This is a genomic window from Staphylococcus sp. 2S1 (genome assembly GCF_046721335.1).
Lineage (GTDB): Bacteria > Bacillota > Bacilli > Staphylococcales > Staphylococcaceae > Staphylococcus > Staphylococcus equorum_A.
In genome coordinates this window covers 1,198,075-1,221,845 of the sequence record NZ_JBEUUJ010000003.1, presented here as the reverse complement: position 1 = coordinate 1,221,845, position 23,771 = coordinate 1,198,075, and the positions used below count along the sequence as shown (strand labels likewise).

General features: G+C 31.0%; 26 protein-coding genes and 3 pseudogenes. 13 read left to right on the top strand and 16 right to left on the bottom strand.

All coding sequences use genetic code 11. From position 1 onward, the window contains the following. The first annotated feature begins 600 nt into the window (after nucleotides 1-600). On the top strand, nucleotides 601-1,140 hold the full coding sequence (locus ABLV90_RS06405; RefSeq protein WP_460872371.1) for a hypothetical protein: 540 nt from the start codon (nucleotides 601-603) through the stop codon (nucleotides 1,138-1,140). 4 nt (nucleotides 1,141-1,144) lie between these two features. Further along, nucleotides 1,145-1,489, top strand: a complete 345-nt coding sequence (locus ABLV90_RS06400) for a transcriptional regulator, SarA/Rot family (protein WP_460872370.1) — start codon at nucleotides 1,145-1,147, stop codon at nucleotides 1,487-1,489. Nucleotides 1,490-1,562: 73 nt separating this feature from the next. On the opposite strand, the gene ABLV90_RS06395 is transcribed toward ABLV90_RS06400, so the two are convergent. The 3 genes and pseudogenes from ABLV90_RS06395 to tadA form a co-directional block, all read right to left on the bottom strand. Further along, the gene (locus ABLV90_RS06395; protein WP_069816979.1) at nucleotides 1,563-2,129 is read right to left on the bottom strand and encodes an NADPH-dependent FMN reductase; all 567 of its coding nucleotides are present in this window, start codon (nucleotides 2,127-2,129) and stop codon (nucleotides 1,563-1,565) included. Between the two features lie 18 nt (nucleotides 2,130-2,147). Continuing rightward, nucleotides 2,148-3,020: a Cof-type HAD-IIB family hydrolase gene (locus ABLV90_RS06390; RefSeq protein ID WP_069832594.1), complete on the bottom strand. Its 873-nt coding sequence runs from the start codon at nucleotides 3,018-3,020 to the stop codon at nucleotides 2,148-2,150. Between the two features lie 100 nt (nucleotides 3,021-3,120). Continuing rightward, nucleotides 3,121-3,613 (bottom strand): annotated as a pseudogene (gene tadA, locus ABLV90_RS06385) (tRNA adenosine(34) deaminase TadA). A 62-nt stretch (nucleotides 3,614-3,675) separates the two neighbouring features. Between tadA and ABLV90_RS06380 the strand changes: the two are divergent. Further along, nucleotides 3,676-4,293 (top strand): deoxynucleoside kinase, encoded by a 618-nt coding sequence (locus ABLV90_RS06380; protein WP_069816973.1) that lies wholly within the window; start codon nucleotides 3,676-3,678, stop codon nucleotides 4,291-4,293. Further along, a complete protein-coding gene (locus tag ABLV90_RS06375) occupies nucleotides 4,286-4,948 on the top strand; it encodes a deoxynucleoside kinase (protein ID WP_021339560.1) in 663 nt (220 codons plus the stop codon). The genes ABLV90_RS06380 and ABLV90_RS06375 overlap by 8 nt, the downstream gene beginning before the upstream one ends. Before the next feature lie 265 nt (nucleotides 4,949-5,213). On the opposite strand, the pseudogene ABLV90_RS06370 reads toward ABLV90_RS06375, so the two are convergent. The 3 genes and pseudogenes from ABLV90_RS06370 to ABLV90_RS06360 form a co-directional block, all read right to left on the bottom strand. Beyond that, nucleotides 5,214-5,604 (bottom strand): annotated as a pseudogene (locus tag ABLV90_RS06370) (hypothetical protein). Between the two features lie 74 nt (nucleotides 5,605-5,678). Next, nucleotides 5,679-6,377, bottom strand: a complete 699-nt coding sequence (locus tag ABLV90_RS06365; protein ID WP_460872369.1) for an HAD family hydrolase — start codon at nucleotides 6,375-6,377, stop codon at nucleotides 5,679-5,681. Nucleotides 6,378-6,968: 591 nt separating this feature from the next. Further along, a complete protein-coding gene (locus tag ABLV90_RS06360; protein WP_460872368.1) occupies nucleotides 6,969-7,619 on the bottom strand; it encodes an AAA family ATPase in 651 nt (216 codons plus the stop codon). A gap of 1,178 nt (nucleotides 7,620-8,797) precedes the next feature. On the opposite strand from ABLV90_RS06360, the pseudogene ABLV90_RS06355 reads away from it, so the two are divergent. After that, a pseudogene (locus ABLV90_RS06355) lies at nucleotides 8,798-8,938 on the top strand (IS110 family transposase); the annotation flags it as partial. Between the two features lie 211 nt (nucleotides 8,939-9,149). Here ABLV90_RS06355 and ABLV90_RS06350 read toward each other — a convergent pair. Continuing rightward, nucleotides 9,150-10,001 carry an SDR family NAD(P)-dependent oxidoreductase gene (locus ABLV90_RS06350; RefSeq protein WP_427707544.1) on the bottom strand — a complete coding sequence of 284 codons (852 nt, stop codon included), beginning with the start codon at nucleotides 9,999-10,001 and terminating at the stop codon, nucleotides 9,150-9,152. 87 nt (nucleotides 10,002-10,088) lie between these two features. Here ABLV90_RS06350 and ABLV90_RS06345 point away from each other — a divergent pair, with 87 nt between their 5' ends. After that, nucleotides 10,089-10,460, top strand: coding sequence for a MerR family transcriptional regulator (locus ABLV90_RS06345; protein ID WP_427705401.1), 372 nt, complete (start codon nucleotides 10,089-10,091; stop codon nucleotides 10,458-10,460). Between the two features lie 222 nt (nucleotides 10,461-10,682). Here ABLV90_RS06345 and ABLV90_RS06340 read toward each other — a convergent pair whose 3' ends face one another. Genes ABLV90_RS06340 through ABLV90_RS06330 form a run of 3 tightly spaced genes read right to left on the bottom strand, consistent with a single transcriptional unit; the run spans nucleotide 10,683 to nucleotide 12,409 of the window. Then, nucleotides 10,683-11,420 carry an NADPH-dependent F420 reductase gene (locus ABLV90_RS06340; protein ID WP_427705404.1) on the bottom strand — a complete coding sequence of 246 codons (738 nt, stop codon included), beginning with the start codon at nucleotides 11,418-11,420 and terminating at the stop codon, nucleotides 10,683-10,685. A 28-nt stretch (nucleotides 11,421-11,448) separates the two neighbouring features. Continuing rightward, nucleotides 11,449-11,592, bottom strand: a complete 144-nt coding sequence (locus tag ABLV90_RS06335; protein ID WP_460872367.1) for a hypothetical protein — start codon at nucleotides 11,590-11,592, stop codon at nucleotides 11,449-11,451. Then, nucleotides 11,558-12,409 (bottom strand): nitronate monooxygenase, encoded by an 852-nt coding sequence (locus tag ABLV90_RS06330; protein ID WP_460872366.1) that lies wholly within the window; start codon nucleotides 12,407-12,409, stop codon nucleotides 11,558-11,560. The genes ABLV90_RS06335 and ABLV90_RS06330 overlap by 35 nt, the downstream gene beginning before the upstream one ends. 125 nt (nucleotides 12,410-12,534) lie before the next feature. Here ABLV90_RS06330 and ABLV90_RS06325 point away from each other — a divergent pair, with 125 nt between their 5' ends. Next, nucleotides 12,535-12,888 (top strand): winged helix-turn-helix transcriptional regulator, encoded by a 354-nt coding sequence (locus tag ABLV90_RS06325; RefSeq protein WP_069816957.1) that lies wholly within the window; start codon nucleotides 12,535-12,537, stop codon nucleotides 12,886-12,888. Nucleotides 12,889-13,119: 231 nt separating this feature from the next. Next, nucleotides 13,120-13,443 (top strand): antibiotic biosynthesis monooxygenase family protein, encoded by a 324-nt coding sequence (locus tag ABLV90_RS06320; RefSeq protein WP_460872365.1) that lies wholly within the window; start codon nucleotides 13,120-13,122, stop codon nucleotides 13,441-13,443. A gap of 172 nt (nucleotides 13,444-13,615) precedes the next feature. Here the strand turns inward: ABLV90_RS06320 and ABLV90_RS06315 are convergent, their stop codons facing one another. Further along, a complete protein-coding gene (locus ABLV90_RS06315) occupies nucleotides 13,616-14,377 on the bottom strand; it encodes an MBL fold metallo-hydrolase (RefSeq protein ID WP_427707542.1) in 762 nt (253 codons plus the stop codon). Between the two features lie 115 nt (nucleotides 14,378-14,492). Between ABLV90_RS06315 and ABLV90_RS06310 the strand changes: the two genes are divergently transcribed. Beyond that, entirely contained in the window at nucleotides 14,493-14,900 is a 408-nt protein-coding gene (locus ABLV90_RS06310; RefSeq protein ID WP_285323515.1) for an Lrp/AsnC family transcriptional regulator, read from the top strand. Between the two features lie 249 nt (nucleotides 14,901-15,149). Here ABLV90_RS06310 and ABLV90_RS06305 read toward each other — a convergent pair whose 3' ends face one another. Further along, a complete protein-coding gene (locus tag ABLV90_RS06305) occupies nucleotides 15,150-16,586 on the bottom strand; it encodes a DHA2 family efflux MFS transporter permease subunit (protein ID WP_460872364.1) in 1,437 nt (478 codons plus the stop codon). 191 nt (nucleotides 16,587-16,777) lie between these two features. On the opposite strand from ABLV90_RS06305, the gene ABLV90_RS06300 reads away from it, so the two are divergent. The 4 genes from ABLV90_RS06300 to ABLV90_RS06285 all read left to right on the top strand — a co-directional run bounded on the left by ABLV90_RS06300 (nucleotide 16,778) and on the right by ABLV90_RS06285 (nucleotide 20,284). Next, complete coding sequence (locus tag ABLV90_RS06300; RefSeq protein ID WP_285323514.1) at nucleotides 16,778-17,317, top strand: TetR/AcrR family transcriptional regulator; 540 nt, start codon at nucleotides 16,778-16,780, stop codon at nucleotides 17,315-17,317. A 370-nt stretch (nucleotides 17,318-17,687) separates the two neighbouring features. Then, nucleotides 17,688-19,340, top strand: coding sequence for a PEP-utilizing enzyme (locus ABLV90_RS06295; protein ID WP_460872363.1), 1,653 nt, complete (start codon nucleotides 17,688-17,690; stop codon nucleotides 19,338-19,340). Nucleotides 19,341-19,404: 64 nt separating this feature from the next. After that, nucleotides 19,405-20,016, top strand: coding sequence for a PEP/pyruvate-binding domain-containing protein (locus ABLV90_RS06290; protein WP_460872362.1), 612 nt, complete (start codon nucleotides 19,405-19,407; stop codon nucleotides 20,014-20,016). 7 nt (nucleotides 20,017-20,023) lie between these two features. Continuing rightward, nucleotides 20,024-20,284, top strand: coding sequence for a PEP/pyruvate-binding domain-containing protein (locus tag ABLV90_RS06285; protein WP_460872864.1), 261 nt, complete (start codon nucleotides 20,024-20,026; stop codon nucleotides 20,282-20,284). Nucleotides 20,285-20,490: 206 nt separating this feature from the next. Here ABLV90_RS06285 and ABLV90_RS06280 read toward each other — a convergent pair whose 3' ends face one another. The 4 genes from ABLV90_RS06280 to ABLV90_RS06265 all read right to left on the bottom strand — a co-directional run bounded on the left by ABLV90_RS06280 (nucleotide 20,491) and on the right by ABLV90_RS06265 (nucleotide 23,617). Beyond that, nucleotides 20,491-21,054 (bottom strand): SGNH/GDSL hydrolase family protein, encoded by a 564-nt coding sequence (locus tag ABLV90_RS06280; protein WP_460872361.1) that lies wholly within the window; start codon nucleotides 21,052-21,054, stop codon nucleotides 20,491-20,493. After that, nucleotides 21,041-21,232 (bottom strand): hypothetical protein, encoded by a 192-nt coding sequence (locus tag ABLV90_RS06275; protein WP_460872360.1) that lies wholly within the window; start codon nucleotides 21,230-21,232, stop codon nucleotides 21,041-21,043. Before ABLV90_RS06275 ends, ABLV90_RS06280 begins: the two co-directional genes overlap by 14 nt. Nucleotides 21,233-21,397: 165 nt before the next feature. Then, nucleotides 21,398-22,378, bottom strand: coding sequence for a ketoacyl-ACP synthase III (locus tag ABLV90_RS06270; RefSeq protein ID WP_427707538.1), 981 nt, complete (start codon nucleotides 22,376-22,378; stop codon nucleotides 21,398-21,400). 255 nt (nucleotides 22,379-22,633) lie between these two features. Then, complete coding sequence (locus tag ABLV90_RS06265; protein ID WP_427707535.1) at nucleotides 22,634-23,617, bottom strand: aldo/keto reductase; 984 nt, start codon at nucleotides 23,615-23,617, stop codon at nucleotides 22,634-22,636. Between the last annotated feature and the right edge of the window lie 154 nt (nucleotides 23,618-23,771).

The window sequence follows — 23,771 nt, the reverse complement described above, 5'->3', positions numbered from 1 at the left end:
CAATTTAACTCATACGCTTTATTTATTATAGGAGTACTAATATATATTTATTAGTACTCTTTTTTTGTTCAAAATTTGAATATCTCTAGTAAATGTTATTTCAATTTTTCTAGATTATCTATTTGACGTTATGTTTTTAATTATTAAAAAGTAAAATTTTAATGGTTACTATTAAATTATTTACTCTAAAATCTAAACTCACATATTAATTTTAAAATAATGTGTATCAAGAGTTAAATTTTGTTAATGTCCGACATACACTTTTCGTATTAAAATTATTATAGAGGAGATGCTCCTTAGTATATCGGTGTGGTGAAATAAATAATGGATTATGATTTAAAGATATATAATAATAAAACATCCAATTTTAAATGTTTACGTACTAACCATTTTTTTAATATCTATTTCGTTTTTGATGGAGCAATTACAATACTAAAAAATAACGATTTTCAACATTATCGTGCGGGAGATATATTTTATATTCATGATTATGAATGTATTAATGATATCAACTTTGAAGGCACGTTATTATGTCTATCTATAAATAATTACTATTATTATAAAATTTCGAATATGTACGCTCAAAATGAGAATAATATAATGGATAAAGATAGACCCGATTTAAAAATACTTTATAACGACGTTATTGCTTCTATTTTAAATCGATCAATTGCTTCAGATATAGAACGAAAATTATTATTTCTAATTGAAACCACCTATCTTAATACCATAGATACAACTCTCCGCTCTAAATCTGAGAGAAATTTTAAACATGTGTTGATTAGAGACGTTATTCAATATATTAGTCACAACTGTGAAAGAAAATTAAGTTGCCAGGATATTGCGCATCATTTTTTTGTGAATAACAGCTTTTTATCACGTGAATTTTCAGCACTTATGTGTTGTACCTTATCAAACTACATCATTGCTTCAAAAATTCACTTTTCAGCATGTGCTTTATTAAATGGCGATACTTTAGATTTTGTATGGAGAGCGTATCATTTCCATTCACTTAAAGATTATATTTATTATTTCCAAGCAATCAAAGGTATAAGTCCCTATGAATTTAATAACAAACAACCTGTTATAGAAGATGTTCAAAATCTCAAAAATAATACAACAAATAACTTAATGTGGTGATGACATGAATATGATAACTTACGAAGAAAAGAGAAGCTTAATTAAAAAAGTAATCAAACAAAATTTGAATCTTACATTTAATGAAATTGTTATATTGGATAAATTACTTTATATTAACAAAGAAAGCATTGAAGCGGTAGAACTCAAAAGACTGCTATATAGTCAAAACACACCGATTTCAATACAAATCAACAATCTCATTGAGCTGGGTTTATTAAAAAAATCTAGAGATGCATATGATGAGCGCCGCATTCATTTACATAATATCGACCTACCTAAGATAAAATCGATTCTAGAACAGTATCATACAATTGTAACTTCTATTTTAAATCCATCAACCCAACAATAGAACAAATAAAAAATAACTGTTAGGCTTCTATGTAGAAACTGAACAGTTATTTTTTATATTTTAATCATTCAACTTATTTTAAATGTTCATAAGGACTATTTTTAACAAAAGAAATGATTTGATCTACAAATAATCTAGCACGTAATTGGAATTCTTCATTATCTAAATATAATGTACCATCGTCTAATTTCTTATAATCTGTATCATGCGTAGCAATTTGTGTTGGCACTGCAATACCTAATAACGTACGTACAATTAAACGTAAATGTGATAATGGTTCTGAACTTACGATGCCGCCACTATTACCGATAAGACCTACAGGTTTCATTTTGAAATCATCCATAGTTAAGTGATCTAGAGCATTTTTCAAAATACCAGAGTATGAACCATGATAATTTGGAGATCCTAAGACGAAAAAGTCCGCTTCTCTCGCTTTAGATTGTAATGTACTTAAATTATTTTTATATGTTTCACTTGGACTAGAAGCACCTGAAACATCAAGTTGATGAATTGGATTTTCTGCTAGATCAAAAATGTCAACTTCAAAATCATGTTCTTCAAAATGTCCTTTTAAATATTGGGATAGCGCTGTTGTGTGTGAACCTAATTTCGCACTCCCTACAATGATTAAACCTTTCATAATACACTTCTCCTCATACTAATTTTCATTATTTTCTTTGAGCAATTTCATAATCGCTTTTCCGACGCCACTTTGCTCATTTGTGTCTGTAGAATACTTAGACACTGCTTTAACTTCAGGCGTTGCATTATCCATCGCTACAGAATAACCTACACGCTCTAGCATAGAAATATCATTCATGTTATCACCAATTGCCATAACACTTTCCATATCTATATTAAGACGCTCTGCAATCGTTGTTAACGCAATACCTTTTTGTGCATCTGAGTGTGTAATCTCAATATTACCTCTCGATGAAGAAGAAATTGCAAGACTTTCTGATTCTGCTAGTTTTTCACTTGCACGGTCAATTTTTTCTAAATCACTATCAAAAGCAAGGATTTTCATGACGATTTCTCCAGGCGTATCTTCAATCTTGTCATAATTATCTACAACTTTTAAAGTACCATTATCAATTCGTTTTTGAATACCAGCTTTGATTTTTTCTACGTCTGCTTTTTGACCAGCTCGTTCTGCAATGTCTATATATATTTCTAAATCGCGTTGAGGGTTTTCAGTGTAGATACCTAAGTTTGTATAAACTTGATAATAAATATCTTCTTTATCCATCTCTGTTGTAATTCTATTAATTAACTCACGATTTAATTTAGATGTACTCATGATATTAAAAGATTCATCTCTCACTTCTGCACCATTTAAACAAATGTAAGGCACTTTCAAATCTGTTTGATTCACTGGTGAATTCGCTTCATAAAAAGCACGACCCGTAGCAATAACTACTGTTATGCCTTGCGATTGCGCATATTGAATCGCTTTAATATTCTCTTCTGATATCTCATGTGCCGCATTTAATAATGTACCATCCATATCTGTTGCAATTAATTTTATCATTAATTTACCTCGTTTCCTTCTATGATCGATAACACAATCTTAATTACACACCATTCTCATTTGCCACAAATTTGTAACACACTCATATTCTACCAAATCTTTAGGGATTTGTATTATCGGCTGTTTGTATGAGTTTTTTATTTTTTCTTAAATTTTTAAAAAATGTTTTTAATAATTGACTACACGCTTCCTCTAATACACCTGTTTGAACCGTTGCCCGATGATTAAATCTTGATTCTTGTAACAGGTCCATGAGACTACCTGCACAGCCGCCCTTCGGATCTTTAGCTCCATAAATCACATACGGAATACGGCTCATTACAATCGTACCAAGCACACATCACGCATGGCTCTAGCGTGACATAAAGTCGGCAGTTTTCTAAGCGCCAACTACCGACGACAGCAGCAGCTTTCTGAATTGCAAGATGCTCAGCGTGAGCAGTTGGGTCTTGTGATGATTCTCGTAAATTGTGTGCTCTTGCAATCACTTCATTATCTCGAACAATGACAGCACCAATAGGCACTTCACCAATGTCCCCTGCTTTTTTTGCTTCTTCAATCGCAATTTTCATATAATTTTGGTCAGTTGTCATGTGTCTTACACCTCACATATGGTACAATATTTATTGTCTATTTTAACATTGGAGCGGTAAATATGAAAAAACAATTTATTGCTGTTGAAGGCCCGATTGGTGTCGGAAAGTCTTCTTTAGCACACAAACTTAGTCAAACTTACAATTACTATGAAGAAAAAGAAATTGTAAATGAAAATCCTTTTTTATCAGATTTCTATGAAGATATTTCTAAATGGAGTTTCCAAACAGAAATGTTCTTTTTATGTAATCGTTACAAACAATTCCAAGATCTTGTTTCAAATGAAAGTGGTATCGTGAGTGATTATCACATTTATAAAAATAAAATTTTCGCACATAATACCTTAACGAGTGCCGAATATAGTAAATTCTCAAGAATTTATGATATTTTAACCGAAGATCTAGAAATGCCTAATATCATCATCTTCTTAGATGCAGAATTAGAAACTTTAAAAGCACGTATAGCACAACGTAATCGCAGTTTTGAACATCAAATTGAGGATAACTACCTACTTAATTTAAAGCGTGATTACAATGCCTATTACAATTCGTTAAAAGCTGACGGAGAACGCGTCATTCGTATTGACACGACACACCTTGATTTCGTTAAACATAATGATGATTATAATTATATTTTAGAATTAGTGAAACCACTGATTGGAGGACAAATGCATGAATAAATACGGTATCCCTCAAGATGCTGTGATTACTATCGCCGGTACTGTAGGCGTAGGAAAATCAACATTAACAAAAGCTTTAGCCGAACGCCTGAATTTTAGAACTTCATTTGAAAACGTGGACCATAATCCTTACCTCGATAAGTTTTACAACGACTTTGAGCGTTGGAGTTTCCACTTACAAATTTATTTCTTAGCTGAACGTTTTAAAGAACAAAAACGCATGTTTGAATATGGCGGTGGTTTCATCCAAGACCGTTCAATTTACGAAGATGTCGACATTTTCGCTAAAATGCATGAAGAACAAGGTACAATGAGCCCAGAAGACTTTGAAACATATTCTGAATTATTTAACGCCATGGTCATGACGCCTTATTTCCCTAAACCAGATGTATTGATTTATTTAGAATGTGATTACGATGAAGTCATTGATCGCATTAAACAACGTGGTCGTCAGATGGAAATGGAAACTGACCCAGAATATTGGCAAAAACTATTCAAACGTTACGACGACTGGATTAGCGAATTTAATGCATGTCCTGTTGTACGTGTGAACATTAATGAATATGATTTACATGAAGATCCAGACTCATTAAATCCAGTTATTGATAAGATTCGTCATATCATTGAAACACATCGTAAAGTGGATCAACGTTAATACAATTACCAATGGAGTGTCGACAAAGCATCTGACTTTGTTGGCATTTTTTTGTGCACATTTTCCTCGATTTCAGTTTCGGCTTTTCTATTTATTTCATACTAAAGCGATTATAGAGCAAGTCAATTAAATATTATACTCGCCAGAAGGTGGCCAAATTACTGCCATCATTTAAACACAAAATATCTAGAAGAAAAAACAGCTATAAAACAATGGAGTGGGACATTTATTATGTCTCACTCCTTTTCATTGCTATAACAATGTACTACTCAATATGTCTGCGGTAGATTATTTTTTCAATTTCGTCTTCTGTCACATACTTACTATAATAATGTTCATCTGTTTGATCTAATCCAAATGTACTCGCTTTATCTTGATCTTCTGTCCCAATATAAAGCTGTTGTTCTGTATCTTGATATAAATCAAAAACGGCACCTTCATATCTTGCTTCTTGAAATAATGCATAAAGCTCATCAACATCGTCTCTCGGGATATGTTTGAAGTATAATGTATGCGCTGATTGATTTGCTGTTTGTGCTTCAAAACCATGTTCCAATGCCTTTTCGTCTTCTGTAGCCAAGCACCAATTCGTTACCAACAATTTCAACTACTTTATAAGTTTCGCCTTTATAATCTGCGTATTTTCCATCAATCATTCAATCACCTCAATGTTTATATTAAAGAAAAAAGTCATAATATACGATACGTATATTATGACACAATTTGTGAACTACGCATATTGATTTAATATCCCGAGAACGTGATTCGCGTTATCTACAATATGGTCAGCTTTATTAAGTTCTTGTTCTAAGCCTACGCCTGTTAATACAGCGATTGTAAGGCCTAACTTAGCATTTACACCTGTTTGTATATCATTGGCAGTATCACCCACGATGATTACATCTTGTGGTGATACGTCGTAATTGTTAAACAAGGGATTAAGCACTTCTGGATTAGGCTTTTCAACTGCATTAGCTTCCGTAGATATGACTACATCAAAGAAATGGTCAAATTCAGTTGCTTCTAAAAATTGTTCTACACCTTTTTTAGAATCGCTTGTTACTATCCCCATTTTATAACCTTGATTTTGTAGCGTCTCCAATGTTTCATAAATGCCTTCTACCAGAACATTTTCTGGCACTCTATTATCAACAAGTGTTTGGCTCCTCTTTTGTGCCCACTTAGAAACGTCCTGACCAGCAATATCACATAACGCTTTGACCATTTCTTCTAAAGCACCTGATGCCATTATTGTGCCAGGTTGAATTTCTCCATCTACGATACCTAAATGCTTATATGTCGCATCTATATCATGGATATCGACCTTATATGCTTCCATGAAATCGTCGACGAGTTGCAAGCCAATCTTCATCCAACTACCGTCAAAGTATATTAACGTACCATCTTTATCAAATAAAATCCATTTCATCGCTTGAACAGCTCCTATGTATTAACTTCATATTAAATTATATCGCACTTTATTTTAATATAAACACTTAAGGCTAAACAAATAATGAAACTGGGAGAATATTATTCTTAAATTCAATGTTTTGGAGAACCTTGAAAAAACATCCCTTTATGTTAATATTATTTAAAAGTTAAGTTAATTTTTTCTTGATATTTAATTTTTATAAAAAGGAAGATGATATATGGTATATCTATTCGTAATCATTGTAGTTGCAACGTTAATTGGCACGTTTTTTTAAAGAGACAAAAGCCTACGTCTCCCAAAAGTTGGATCAAGGGCATTGGATTAATTATTCTTTCTATCATAATTGTAAATGGCTTTTATCATATAGATGAAATATTGAACGGTGCTAAGAAAGAGCAAGAAAATATTCAAAATAGACAAAACACAAAATAAAGGACATCACTGCAATAATTTCAGTGATGCCTAGTCTGTCTATAGCTCATATCTTTAAATAATTATCTTACATTGATTATAGGATAAGTTTATTGAGTTAAATATCCGTGAAACTGATAGTTAAAACATTCATTACCGATTATATCAAATTGACTTTCAATTTATTGTTCTTTCGAAAGCGATATCAGGGTTATTAGTTCCATTGATTTTTAGCCATTCATGAAAATCTCCTTGATACACAATACAACCATTATGAAGAAAGATAATGTTGGTTTTAATATGTTGTAAATCTTGTAATTGATGAGTTGATATTAAACATTGACGATTATGTCTAATTAAACTCTCTAATCTCTTCATTATTAATTTTCTTGATACTGGATCAACCCCGCTCGTCGGCTCATCAAATAAATATAGTTTTTTAGTTATTTTTGAGAATAATTGAAGGTATAGCCACTTCCTTTCTCCGACAGACATTTCACCCATATTTATATTCAACAAATGGTTATATTTTTCTTTCTCGTTTTCGCTCAAACTAGCTACAATCATTTCGTCAAAATTACCCACTACTTTTTTAGACAATAGTCCTTTTATTAAATTCTTCACATCTTTACCACTATTAGTAGGAGCAAAAAAAATATTTTGTGTCATATATAGTATTTCGTTTGTTTTGGGAAGATTGTTATCAAAATTTGAATTTAAACTTTTAGTAATACAATCCATTATAGTAGTTTTCCCCGAGCCATTTTCACCTACTAGCACATTCAACATTCCCGGTTTAATCTCAAAGCTCACTTTTTTTAAAGTCATTTCATTATTTTTTTATATTTATAACTTAGATTTTCGACATAGTACATCACATTATCTACCTCTTTGTCTTTGAATTTATATCAATGTGTTTCATACAAATAATGCCTATAACTACATATAACGTATAGAATATTATAGGTACAATCGAAGAAATGAAATTAATAAAATTTGAGAATGTTAATAAATTAACTGCTATTTGTTGAAAAAAATATAGTGGGTTTAGCCATTCAAAACCCTTGAAATTATTTTGGGTGTTATTAGTCACATAAAATAATAGCAAAGTAAACATATTAACTATTGTTGATAGCGTATCTACTTTTACTGGTATGTACGATAAGACTATAAAAAACAAGGATAATGGAGCCACTATAATTATAAAAATCACAGGTTTAATAATTATACTAATTGTTAGTATGTTTAATAAAAAACCAAACACTATTGTAAATATAAGGATTGAAATCATCGATAACAAACACTGCGAAATTGCAATAGCAAGAATGAAAGGGTACTTTTTTCCAGTGATCATAACAAAAGTTTTCAATAGTCCTTCTTCTCGTATCCTAGAAATTTGCATGCCCACACCATTAAGGTATGTAATAGAAGCTATAAATGCCCAAAATGAAAAAATAAAAGTTTGCTTCTCTAAAATTGTATAGTTTGAAGGGCCATTAGGATAATAACTAATTAATGCTAAAATGATAGGTAGTATAATGGTCCATATCATTGTAATTTTATCGTTCAATAGCATTTTAAAATAAAACATTAGAAAAGACATTGTTTGATTCATCTTAGGTTTCTCCATTCTGAAAATTCCGACAACTTAATAATAAACATTCCCCTCTAATATTTCAACACTTATTTTTAATTAAAAACTAATTCTGCACAATTTAAAATTCCACTTTCTTATGTTAGATAAGTATCTAACATATAAAATATTATTCGTATATAAATTGTAAATTTATACACCCTTTTAAAAGACACTACCGTAAGTTATTAATATAAAAATTTAGATGTACAATCATTTTTAGCCCAAACATTCAAATTATTACTCAACAATTAAAATTTTCTATTTAATAGAAGGATAAGCTAGATAATGAAATGATTGATTTAGCAAGAGAATTTAATGCTTTCCAAAATATTATTTCTATCCTAGATACAAGGGAGTTAACAGAGGAGGTTATTATTATAAATTAAGAACGCGACCTAATGAGAACTCTCATAAGACTGCTTTCTTAGCTTGTATGAACCGTCTATTGAAAACAATTCATTATTTAGTTACTGAAAATGAAAAGTATGATTATCTTAAGTCACCATACTAAAATAATCATAAGTTTATACAAATAAATCATAAAGGCTATTTGGTTATGCCTTTTTTAATTACTAGTAATTAAAAAATTGTAGGAATGAAACTAGGACAATAAAACAGATTCACTGTAATTAATTCGATGTCCTTCAGAATGTCGAAAAAAATCTAATATTATTCTTACACTGAATCATTAAAATTTAAATCTTTGTAGATGGTCAATTTCATTAAAATTGTTGACTATTTTCCCATATCTTTTCAATTTTATCCTGACTGTAACGCTTAGATAATGGTACAATTTCCCCTTTTTCATTAAATAATTTTCCAGTCGTTCTAGAAAGTGAATTATCTAATGCTAGTTTTAATCCTATTTTTGGATTTGGTTCTGATACCATATTGAAAATATATGTCAAAATTCTACCAAATACTTTATATACAAAACGACCTATTAAAGATGTAGGCATAGCATAATTAGAATCAGTAACATAGCCAGGATGAAATATATTAGCCGTTACAGAAGTTCCCTCTAACTTTTGAGATAATGCTAGTGTGTATAATACTTTAGAGGTCAATGCTTGCCTAACCTTATTGCTTTTACTATTACGTATTTCATCAATAGAAGGTAATTTAACTAACCCTCGATTAACCAAAATGGGCAATCCACCTACTGTTAAAATACGCCCTTGTTCAGCATTTTTTAACAATGGTAATAATTTTTCTGTAAGCCAAAAATGCCCCAAATAATTTACTACATAATTTTTATTATAATTATTTTCTGTTAATTCTTCTTTTTTTATAAGCGCTCCGGCAGCATTAACTAAAACATCAATTTTTGATTCTTGTTTTACAATTGTTTTTGCAAATTCATCAATTTCTTTTTTATTTGTTAAATCAACTGAATGAAATGTTATATTAACATTCCTTGTTAATTTAATGATCTCATCTACCGCTTTTTCACCTTTATCTTTGTTTCTACCAATTAATAAAACGGTCATATTTTTTTTAGCTAAATCAATTGCTGTTTTTTTACCAACACCTGAAGTACCACCTGTAATTACTGCTATTTTTTCTAAATTCATTTTATTTCCCCCTCTTCTTTCTATTTTCATTTTTATAATTATTACTGTATACTATGGAGCCAACTCCATAGCAAGGGGGAATTAACATTGAACGCAAAATTTTATAAAACGAAAGAAATCGTTGAACATACAGGCTTTACGAAAGATACGCTCCGTTATTATGAAAAAATTGGTATTATTTCAAATATAGCACGAGACAAGAATAACTATCGTCAATATACTGAACAAAATCTTAATTGGTTGTTATTAGTAAAATATTTAAAAAAACTAGATATCGACTCAAACCAAATCATAGGTATGCAAAATTTAACTGTTGAAGAAAGTGAAAATTACATTAAACAATACCAACAAGAAATTAGAAATAAAATTCAAGAGTTATATGATATTGATGAGAAGCTTACCGCTAAGCTCAATTTTTTTAAGCAAGGTAATTTAACGATGATGAATTCAAACGAGTAATGTGTATGCATTTGTCTTCATAAATGAAGTTGTAGTGCTTTAAAGTCTATATATAAGCGCATTTTCAATTCAGTCAGCCACTGCCAATATAAAAAACTGAGGCTAAGACATATGATATGCCCTGACCTCTTTAAACATTTTAAAATTAAAATACGTCTAGATTATAATTATTTTCTGTGCACTTTTGTTAAAAATAATCACGTTATAGCAAGCAACATTTACCTAAGGATTATAAACTTTTCTTCCGAGTTGAACTACTTTATCTGTTGAAAATTCATCTTTTGATAAGTTTTGAATCTCATTAATCATTTTCTCTCTTAAGAATGGTCTCTTCTCATTATCAGCGCGATCCAATGCTTGTTCTAATTCTTCTTTTGTTAATTCCGTACAATATGCGGGTGTGCCAGGTTGATGTCTCCAAGAATCTTTTAATGAGCCACTATCTACAGTATCAAAGCCTATTTCGCTAACTATATCCATAATAATTTCTTTATCTTTTTGATTATCACCTGCTATAGCCATAGCAATTCTATTTTCAGTATTTTCAGGAGCGCCTTTATCATCTAATGTCTCTTCTAATAAGTTATTAAATGCTTTAATAACTGGTTTTCCTAATTGTTGACTCACCCATACACTATCAGACATACCATTATCAAGTTCCTCAATATTTTTATCTCTAAGAATCGGAGCATAATTCGCAGTATCAACGATAATAACATCGTCATCAACTTGATTCATAAGATATTTCAAATCTGGTGTCGCAAGAAATGGAATTGCAATGATTAAAATATCTATATCTTTTATAACATCTTCTACTTCAACAGCTTGCCCTGAAAAGTTTTTGCTTTTTAATTTATCTATACTTCTTGCATCTGCTACTTTAACTTCATGACCATTATTCACTAATTTATGTGAAAGTACTGTTCCTATATTTCCAACGCCTATAATGCCAAAATTCATATTAATTCTCCTCCTAATAAACTATTTTTTATTTCAAATCTTGCATTAAATCATCAATAACTTCTTTTACACTTCGAATAGATTTGATAGGACTGATACCCGTACCCACAGAAACATAACCATTTTCTGTATCTCCTTCAACCATACCAAGTCTCATATTTCTTCCGAGCACCCATATGTTGCCCAAGTTCTTCATTTGTTGCGCCTTCTTTATCCATTACTTCTAACTCTTTTGCTAATTTACCCGGAAGCGAACGATAATAAGCTGGAAGTGTTCTGAAAAGAATTAAATCTTCAGCTTTTGAATCAACAATGTACTGTTTTACATTTTCAGCAGCTGGGTTTTCAAAAGTAGGAATAAGGACACTACCAACATATACGCCTTCTGCACCTAAACTAAAGGAAGCTCTGACACCCCTTACGTCACCAATGCCTCCAGCGACAATTACTGGAATGTTAATTACATCAGCAATCATCGGTACAATCGAAAAAGTGCCAATCACTCGTTCTGGTACTGTTCCACCTTCATCAAACCCAGTAGCTACAAATACATCTGCACCCATTGCTTCAGCGGCTTTCGCATTTTCAGTTGTAGGCGTAATTGGTCGGAATATAATTTTCATATTATTATCTTTTAACTTAGTAAATATTTCTTCATCTAATAGTCCATTGATCAATACAACTGGCACTTTTTCTTCAATAAGCATATCAACGATATATGCAACGTAAGTAAGATCTTCACTTACCATAATTGTTGAGGCAAAAGGTTTATTTGTGAGTTGCTTAATTTTTTTAATTTCTTTTCTCATACGCTCTGTCGTTTCAACTGGCGAACGTGTCACTCTTGCATCACCGGCATTAGGTCCCATTATTCCTAATCCACCTGCTTCACTCACAGAGGCAATAAACTTAGGGTTTGTTAATGAATTCAAAGGTCCTTGAATAATCGGTTTTTCTATATTAAATATTTCAGTCACTCTGTTTTTCATTATGTTACTCCTTTTCAATAAATATCATATGTAGTATATTAATACGAATGGCATCATTATTGAAGTAGGCAATAAATAATGACATAGTATTAAAAAATGTACTATTGTGATATGGAGGTGTTTAGATGGTTAAAATATGTAATTATGGTTTTGACGAAAACGTTATAGAAGAACATCGAGACGTTTATGGTATCGCTTATACCCAGAATATTTTGTCAGGTCGTTATAAGAATTTAATTTTATGGTATTTAAAAGAAAGTGATTATAGATTTGGAGAGATAAAGAAATTTTTAACAAGTATTTCTCAAGGTTCTTTAACGAAACAACTTAAAGAATTGGAAAATGATGGTCTTATTAATAGAACCGTTTATGCAGAAGTTCCGCCTAAAGTTGTGTATAGTCTAACAAACAAAGGTAAAGCTCTTATGCCAATTATAGATATGATGGAAGCCTATGGAAGAGAATATGGAGAGTATTAACTTCAATTAATAAACATAGTACAAAGGCACCTCTTTTAAAAAGTGCTCTTAACATTTCAAATTTTGTTTCAAAAAGGAAAACGCTTATGAAAGAAGGACCCTCACCAATTATCTAAAAAACCAAACACTGACTTAATTTCGATTGTTTTAATCATAGAATATTAATTTAATGCATTTCATATGTTTTAACTTTTTATTTTTGCTAAAATTAATCAATATCGTTAAGGAGGAATGAAATACATGTTCATAGCACAAGCTAATTTTACAGCTTCTTTAGAAGATAGAGCGATTTTGGATAACAAAATCAGCCATGCTAAAGAAGATTTTTCAGGATATGAGGGTTTAATAGACGTGGAAATTTGGAAAAATGAAACAAAGTCTAAAATTTCATACTCTATTGTATCGAAATGGAATGAAAAAAAGAATTTTCAAGCATGGGTATCACGTCCGGCGCATGTTGAAGAACATAAAAATATGCACAAAGAAGAAAAAGAAAATACTAAACCTACAAGTATTGAAAAACAAATAAAACAATTTGAGTTACTAGATATATAAAATGTAATCTGTAAACATCAGAAAAACAACTGAGACACTTCTTTTAAAAAGAAGTGTCTCAGAGTGTCGACAAAGTTTCCAACTGTGTCGGCATTTTTTTGCACGCTTTTCTTAGGACCAAATTCCGTAGTATTCGTATAGTAATTACTTTTTTAGATTTAATTTTTATTATTTAAAAAGTATATTTATCTCCATCGTTTGGTACTTTAAGTTGTGATGAAAATTGGTTTTCTTTTGCGAATTGCTTTAAGTAATCTCTCGAAAGGTTCCAATGATTTACAGCTTCCATATGAATGACGATAATCTCAGAGGATGTCATTAACTTGGCAACTTCATAAATATCATTTTCATCCATAACCAATGAACCCCCCTCATTAAATTGATTATCTCCACCATTAACCACTATAATTTCAGGGCTATAAGTTTTTAAAGTTTTTCCAACTTCATCATACCAAACTGTATCTCCGGCAATGTATAATGATTTTTCATTATCATGTTGGAATATCAAACCACAGACATTACCCGCACCTTTAACTATATCACCGCGACCGTGTTGACCTGGTGTTTTAATTACTTGGATATCTCCGAATTGATTTGTCTCTTTTAAAGCTTCAACATCTGTGAAACCAACATTTTTCACTTCTTCAGCATCTTCACTGTTCTGCGTGTAAATTTTAATATCTATTGGTAATATTTTTTGAGCTGCTTCATCGAAATGGTCTAAATGTAAATGTGTCAAAATGACTGCATCCACACCTGTAATGATTTCATTTACTGACATAGGTAATTCAACTAAAGGATTATTTTGATCATCTCTAGGTGCATTCGGAAATGGTGGAAATGAGCCTTTTTCTCCCAACATTGGATCTATTAAAAACTTTTTATCTGCATATTCAATAATAAGTGTCGCATTTCTTACATGAGTTATATTCATTACAATTCCTCCTTTATGTGATACTTTTATTCTATTAGTAAAGCCATGAATAATACATAACTTGGTGAAAAAGTTTTGCCGTATTTGCTTGATAAATGAAAAAGGAGTGACTTATATGGCTATCGATAATACTGATAAGATGATTATTAATGAACTTCAACAAAATGCTAAAATTACAATGAAAGATTTGGGTCAAAAAGTTAATTTAACTGGTCAAGCTGTGAACACACGAGTCTCTAAATTAGAAAGTGATGGTGTCATTCAGAACTATACAATTCAAGTGAACCAGGAAAGTTTAGATTGTGCTATTCATGCTTTTATACATATTTACATGAATAAAATATCGCACCAACCTTTTTTAACATTTGTCGATACAAAAGCCATTTATATACTACATAATTACAAAATAATAGGTGATGGTTGTTATTTGCTAGAATGCCGATTCCCTAATAATAAGCACCTGAATACATTTTTAGAAGATCTTAATGTTTTTGCTAACTATAAGATTTCTACTGTTCTTTAAAAAATAAACACAGAGTATAAATTGGAATTCAACAAATACCCTGAGTTAACAATTTTCTAATTGTTTCCTTATGCACTCTTTTTTAAATGTCAGTGATTTTGGCCGACTTCTGACTAGTTAATAAAATACCAACTATGCTCGCGTAAAGTCAGCACAAAAAAAGCGTCAACAAAGTTGAATACTTTGTTGACGCTTTGAGGGACACCTTATTGAAACAAAACGTCTCTTAATCAAGTTCATTTTATAAAATTAGTCTTCCTTTATAGCTTTACTTTCTTTAATCCAAAAGGATAGTACTAAACTGACAACAGCTACTACAATAATGGCAAAGTAAGCAATATTGATACCTTGAATATTTGCTAGAAGCATTAATTGTTCTTGAGGTTTAGATGTACTAGCATGATCGGTAATATAATTGTTTGAACCCATAGTCATAATTGTAACAAGCAATGAGGTGCCAATCGCGCCGGCAATTTGTCTGATTGTATTCCATACTGCTGAAGCATGCGCGCTTAATTCTTTTGGTATTACATTTAAACCAGCAGTTTGAATTGGTGTTAAAAGTAAGGCCATGCCAATTCTTCTTCCAGTACTTGCCGCTAATAAATAATAGTAATTCGTGTCTTGTGACAAGTCCATAAAAGGTATTGTTGAGACAATAGTTATGATAACACCTACGATAGTAATCCATTTTGCGCCAAATAAATCATATAATTTACCTGCTATCGGACTCATCGCGACCATTAATACTGCACCAGGAAGCATGAAGACACCTGATTCCATAGCCGAATAGCCAAGTACATTTTGTAAATAGATAGGTAATAAAATCATATCGGCATACATAATAATCGTAACGCCTATATTAATAATATTCGTTAATGTAAATGTGCCGTATTTAAATACTTTTAGATCCAAGAATGGATTTGTAGCTTTCAATTGTCTTACAACAAATAGAATCAGTGAAATAATACCAACTACAAATGAAAACATCACGATATTACTTGTCCATCCCATTTCACCTGCGCTACTAAAGCCATATAATATAAGTGAAAATGCGATTGTTGATAATAACATACTCGTTAAATCAATTTTGTCTTTCTGTGTTTCAGTTACGTTTTCTAGGAAGAAATATCCTAATACAATAACGATAAGTGATACAGGTACTAAAATACCGAATAGTGAATGCCATGACAGTGCATCAATAACATAACCTGAAATAGTTGGTCCAATGGTCGGTGCAGATAATACTGCTAAAGAAACCATACCCATGACCGTACCGCGTTCAGACGGATGATATAAAATCATTACTACACTATACAAGAGCGGAATCATAATGCCTGCCCCTGAGGCCTGAACCATTCTTCCGACTAACAGAAATGTAAAATCAGTAGACATTGCTGCTATCAATGAACCAAGTAAGAATAAAAACATTGCACTCGTAAATAATTGTTTCGTCGTAAATCGTTTCATTAAAAATGCAGTAATTGGTACCAACACGCCATTGACTAACATATAGGCGGTTGTTAACCACTGCGCTGTAGCCGCTGAAACATTTAAATCTTTCATGACTTCTGGCGTTGCTACACTCATTACAGTTTGATTAAAAGCTGTTAAAAATGTTCCCAAAATTAAAATAGTGATAATTATTTTTTTAGGAAATTTATTTACATTAATTTGATTACTCACTATTAAGACTCCTTCATTTTTAAATTACACTTTGTTGTTTAATTAACAATGAACTATTATAATAGAGTTCAAACGGATAAACAAATTACAAAATATCGTTTTTTGTTGTTTAACTTACCTTTTAAATCATTACGTTTATTAAAGTTTTAATAAAAGACAAAAATCAAAAAATTGTTTGAGGTGCTATATTTATGAAGAAACATGATTTAAGAATAGAAAGAACACGTTACATGCTTAAAAATGCATTAATTGATTTACTAGAAGAAAAAAATGTTGAAAGCATTACAATCAATATGTTAAGTGAGAAAGCAATGATTAATAGAGTTACTTTTTATTCACATTATAAAGATTTAACTGATATGTTAGAGAAACTAGCAATTGAAACAGTGAATACAGTTCGTGAAAATTTATCTGCATATGAAGATGACTCACACAATTGGAACAATCTCATTAATTTTTTAACACACGTACAGAAAGAGAGCCGTCTCTATAAATTGATTTTAGTTTCTAATAAATTACCAGGCTTTAGAAATGAAGTTTTAAATATCATTGAAACAAAAATATATAACGGTATAGAGCAAAGCAAAGATACCAAAAACAAAGATATAAAATTATGGTACGAATCTTCCGCTATCATTGGAACAATTGTATGTTGGTTAAAAGAAGATATGCCCTATACTCCTAAATATTTAGTTGAAAAAATATCAGAAATACATTTCAGTAAATTTTAAACTTCATGAGTCTGGGACATAAATGTCTCATTCTCAAATGGAAAGCTCAATCTATTATTTTTAATGGATTGAATATTAACTGTCTGATCTCTAGTCATCCTTGTGGAGGCGGGAATGTGCAATCAAAATTTGATTGCACATTCCCGCCTTTTCTTCTTTTTAAATCTTTTTAAAACTTTAAAAGTTATGACACTTAATAGACTTTATTTATTAAGTGTTGATTGAATAATATATTTTTACCTGTTAATATAATTTATACATTGTTAAATAACAAACACTTTGTAGTTTAAAGAGTGAGCAATTAACTTTTGCAAAACACTTTAAATCATGTTGTTACCAGAATGTATTTTTTATATTAGGAGGAATTTTTGTGAAAACTAAAGTGATAGATAACTATAAACAGTCGATGCAGTTAACAGATAATGATAAAAAAGAAGGGTATTGGGAACAAACTTCAATCCTCTCAGATACTATTAAGCCTTTATTTGCTTCATTTCTATATGAAGTCCAAGGTTCAATAAATCAATCTTTAGAACAATTCAAAGCGGCTGTTCCCGCTATTAAAACGAGATTTGAAAATAGTCATATTTATATGAAACGTGAGCCTATCGAATATGACATTAATGAACGACACAACCAATTTTTAAGTATTGTACAGCCTATATATCCAGAATTAAACACACGCTTTCAGAATGTGCTAGAAACCTTCTTTTTTCCATTTTTTGAAAAAATAGATTATATGTTGGAGCAAGAAGTTACCTTTGATAGTGCGCAAACAATGCTCGACTACGTCATGGACATGTATCCTAAATCATTTACTTACCAATCAGAAATCATGTTACCTCATCACCAATTACATAAAGATTTGGAAAAACTTTATGCACAAGCAACTGATGATAAAGATGTCACTATTATTTATGACATGCTCATTGGCGTGTGGAATAAATCATTAGAAATAGATAAAGCACTTTCCAAACTATCACAACAAGTGAAAGAAGATGAAGATCTTAAGTTAAAATTCCAAACTGTTAAATCCACAGAACTATTAAATCACTTACATGAGATACCATCAGGAAGAAAATTCGAAAAAGATTTTCAAAAGTTCTTAAGTAACTATGGTAATAAAACCGTAAGATCAAGAGTATTAACAGATCAAACTTGGTTTGAAAAACCTTCCATACCTTTAACGACAATTGCTAGTTATATCAGTAGTAATGTAAATGTAGAACAACGTTTCCAAAAAGCTATAGAAACAAGAGTGCACAAATACGAAGCAGTCTTATCTTCTATACCAGAAGGTACAACAAAAGAACAATTTAAAACACATTATCAATGGGCACTAGATGCATCCAATCTTGATGATGACCACCACTTTTATATGGATGAAATGCCAACAGCAAAGACACGTTTATTACTCTTGCATCTAAGTAATTTCTTAGTGAATCAACAGATAATCAATGAAACTGAAGATATTTTTTATTTATATTTAGATGAACTTCAAGAAGTTCTAAAACATCCCGAACCACTAACAGAAATGATTTCCGAAAGAAAATTAGAGTATCAACATAATATAAATGAACAAAGTCCTTCATATTATGGCACCCCACCTGCTCATAATGAAAAAAACCTAGATATTATTTCTGAAAGAGCTACTGGCGACGCTTCAAACAATGAAGAGACAAACACTTCTCCTTCTGGATATATTAAAGGGCTAGCTGGTTCTAAAGGTATATATACAGGTGCTGTAAAGATAATTAATAATGAAGATGAATTTAATAAACTTGAAGATGGTGATATTCTTGTAACACATATGACTACGCCAGCTTGGTCTGTTCTATTTTTAAGAGCAGGAGCCATTGTGACAAATGTTGGAGGCATACTATCTCATCCAGGGATTAATGCACGTGAATATCAAATACCCGCAGTACTTGGGACTAAAAATGCTACGAGTGAGTTGAAAGATGGAGATATCGTGACTGTTGAAGGCACAAATGGGTGCGTAAAAATTGATGAGAGAGTGTAAATTTTTTATTGCTAGCTACGCTTTATAAAAATTTAAATATATAAAACACAAAGAGGGTTAACATATGTATACTCAGACGTTCGACAACGCAGAAAATATAACAAATTCTATAGGATCAAAGGCACTTAATTTAGTTAAACTTAAGCAAGCAAATTGGCCAGTACCAAATGGTTTTATTATTTTACCAAATACTTTCCAACAATTTGTTGAGTTTAATAAAATATCGCTTCATGATAGTAATATTCGTCAAAAAATTATTGAAGGTGAGCTACCTGAAAATACTCACTGTGAAATTATAGATGCTTTCAATTTAATTAAGAAAAACTTCAATGCAGTTGCTGTACGTTCATCCTCTAGCGCTGAAGATTTAGACAATGCTTCATTTGCGGGACAATATGAAACATACCTAAATGTTCAAACTAAAGAAGATCTTATTCAGAAAATCAAATTATGTTGGGCCTCTATTTTTTCAGAACGCGTCCAAAGTTATCTTAATACAATGGCTGTTGATACAAATAACTTATCTATGAGTGTTGTGATACAAGGACTTCTCATTCCTGAAACGTCTGGCGTTATTTTTAGCCAAAATCCAATTACTGATAATTTAAATGAATGTATAATCAATGTGAGTTATGGGTTAGGAGAAAGTATCGTATCAGGTATGGTTACGCACTGATACTTTTATTGTAAATAAATCCACTTTTGAAATAGATAAACAACTTGGGTTAAAAGAAATAAAAATGCTTGCTAGTGAAGAAGGTATATCTGAAGTCGAAACCACTGAAACGGAAAAAAACACTTATTGTATTAATGATTACATTGCGCAAGAATTAGCAAAGTATACTCAAAAATTAGAATCATCCTTTGGTTACCCTGTTGATATAGAATTTGGTATCCAACAAGATGAAATTTATATTTTACAAGTTCGTCCAATTACTACTTGAAATTAAATTTTATATTCAAGTTACTATGGTTATTAGTCGTTCTGTCCACATAAAAGGCACTACAAGTTTATAAACTGATTGCTCCCTTCAAAGTAGACACTTAAAAAGTGAAAACTTTGGAGGGTGTTTTTTGTATCTCGTAAATTTTAAGTTGAAAAACATTAGAAAAAATAGCAAAAAATAATCTTTATTTTTAAAGGTGTCTCTTAATCATTTAATATATCATTAAGCTTTTCAGAGAATATTGGTGTATACAAATATCGATAACCCTTTTGCGTTGGGTGAGCATCGTCCGCCATCATCGTGTTGTCATCTTTAGCTAGTTTATTTATTCTCTTGTCTCCCCATACATTAATAATATGAATATCCCATTTATTTTTTATTTCTAATAGTTTGTTAATCAAAAATTCATAATAAGGGTCTTTATCACGTATACAAGTATAAAATATAATAGGACAATCCCAATTTTCTTTAACATACGAAATAATAAATTCGATGGCACCTATGGTTGTTTCCGTATCAAAATCATTAATACTATAAGATTCACTGATTGATCCTATAGGTTTGTTGAATCTTCCGTCATTTGTGGATAACTGACATACAAAGCCATCTAATATATTTTCTGTAGAAACCTTACTTTTTAATCTTTCTACATAACTTGAATTTTGTTTACCGACTAATGTCGTTCCTGATTGAGCTTCTTTAATTGTATCCACACCATATTCTTTATTTAAAAATTCTACAAATGAGTTTCCTTTAGATGCGAGCACCATAAGTAATTGAAGAACCTAAAAACAATATTCTTTTATTATTCAAATTACTGTTTTTATCTAAATAACTTTCATTTGGTTCAAATTCATCTTTGTTACCTTTAATAATATTCGGTGTATTTTTGATTAAAGAGATTAATGTGCCTGTCCCCTGCAAAATTGTTCTGAGTTTATTCATCTTTATGCCCCCTAGGCATCATGCAGTTTGTTTATTGAAAATTAATAATACAACTGTAAAATTATTTAAGTAAAAAATAAAAATTTAACTAGCTTGTTATTTTAATCTGGTGTTCCTAAGACGATAATGTTCTTTTTATATTTAAAAATTTTTTGAGAGGCGCTTCTAGATTGTCCATCTGATTAAAGTTGATGCGTAAGCTAAGCCACCACCAAATCCAACTAATAAAATTAAATCGCCTTTTTTCAATTTATTCTCTTTAACTGCTAAGTCTATAGATAGCGGAATCGTAGCAGATGACGTATTGCCATAGTATTTAAGGCTCATCAATGCTTTCTCTTTTTCTATACCAGATTTATCACAAATTGATTCTATCATTCTAGCGTTAGCACTATGTGGGGCAAACCAATCTAAATCTTCTTTATTGATATCTGCTTTATTTAGAGTCTCATTAATAATTTTTGGTACATTACCAACTGCCCATTTATAAACACCACGGCCATTTTGAACAATATAACCTGGATTTTCTAAATCCTCATCAAACATTGCATCAGACAATTCTGAGCAATATAAGTTATGTCCTTTATCACCATCTGATCCGGCACTACTTGCTATAAAACTAGTATCGTCTTCACTATATTCTACTAAAAAAGCACCAGCACCATCACCAAATAATATACACGTATTACGATCCGTGTAGTCAGTGATTTTTGATAATGTTTCTGACCCAATAACCAACACTTTTTTATTTTGTCCAGAAGTAATGAGTCCATTCGCTATATTAAGTCCATATGCAAATCCAGCACATGCGGCGTTAATATCCAGTGCGCCTGCATTTTTCAATCCTAGTTTAGCTTGCACGTAAGATGCGACACTTGGCGTTTTATAATCTGGCGTTAATGTTGCATTTACAATCATATCTACATCTTTTAAATCTACTTGATATTTCTCTTGTAGATCAAGAATTGCTTTATAGCTGATATCACTTGTATACTCATCTTCATTTGTAATTCTTCTTTCTACAATACCAGTTCTTTGTTGTATCCATTCATCTGAAGTCTCTACAATTTTTTCAAAATCTTGATTATCCATGACTTTTTCTGGTACATATGAACCTTGTGCAGTTATTTTGGCAAGTGAATGCATCTAAACAAATCCTTTCATCCAATTTTTATTTAATTATAATATTTTATATTATTTATAATACTGTTTTTATTTGTGAAATAAAATGATTTTACAATAAAATATTAGTCTAATTACATTTTTACATAAACCATTTAATACAAAAAGGAGCGGGGAAAGAAATCTAATTTTTCTAATAAGATTTCGTCGTCCCACCCCGGAAAGAATGACTAGAATAAGTGCATTTTCAATTCAGTCAGCCACTGCCAATTTAATTTATTAATAAGTACCCATGATAGAATCTTCGACTTTTTCTTTGTAAAAGTTTTTAATTTTTAACTTTTCGTCCTCTGTGAAAGATTTAGTATCTAATGCCTCTAAATTTTGTTTCACTTGTGTCACATTTCTAAATCCTGGATTAATACAAGATATTTCTTTAGCATCTAAAATCCATCTTAATGCCGCACTTGCCATAGAAGGACGACCTTCTTTAATCCATGTTAGTTGATCAGATAATTCTACCCCTTTTTGAAAACCTAATCCTGAAAATGTTTCGCCTACATTAAAAGCTTCGCCATTTTCATTGAATTTACGATGATCATCTTCAGCAAATTGAGTTTTCGCTGTAAATTTTCCTGTCAACAATCCACTTGCAAGTGGCACTCTCGTAATGATACCTACACCTTGTTGGTAAGCTTTAGGAATTAATTCCTCTAATGGTTTTTGGCGGAACATATTAAAAATAACCTGCAAGCTTGCTACATTAGGATATTCTAAACATATTAAACCTTCTTCAATTGACTCAACACTCACCCCATAATGTCTTATGAGACCTTCTTCTTTTAATTGGTCTAATACTTTAAACACACTGCCTTCCTTTAAAATTTCAGTAGCAGGGCAATGGATTTGAAACAAATCTATTGTATCTCTGTTTAATCGACGCAGACTGTCTTCACAGTATGATTTTACCGTTTCATAACTATAATTTTGTGGGTCAGCAATATCTCCTTGTCGACAGAATTTTGTTGCAATATATATTTCATCTTCTTTACCCGCAGTCGCCTTGGCTAATAATTCTTCACTATGACCGTCTCCATAGACATCAGCTGTATCAAAGAAATTCACGCCTTGATCAATTGCATACTCTAAAGCACTTAATGCATCTTCATCATTTGTTTTACCCCATGCACCACCTATTGCCCATGTGCCAAAACTAACTTCACTGATCATCATGCCCGTATTACCTAACTCGCGATATTTCATAAAATTTTCCTCCCCTTAAAATTAAAAATAGCTTACCATTTCTATTCATATACTTAATTACATTTTTATATACTTCTATGTTTTACACATGTTCTTTACCCTTTATTCGCAAAAACAATAAACATTTACTGTTAATTTATATCTTTATATAAAT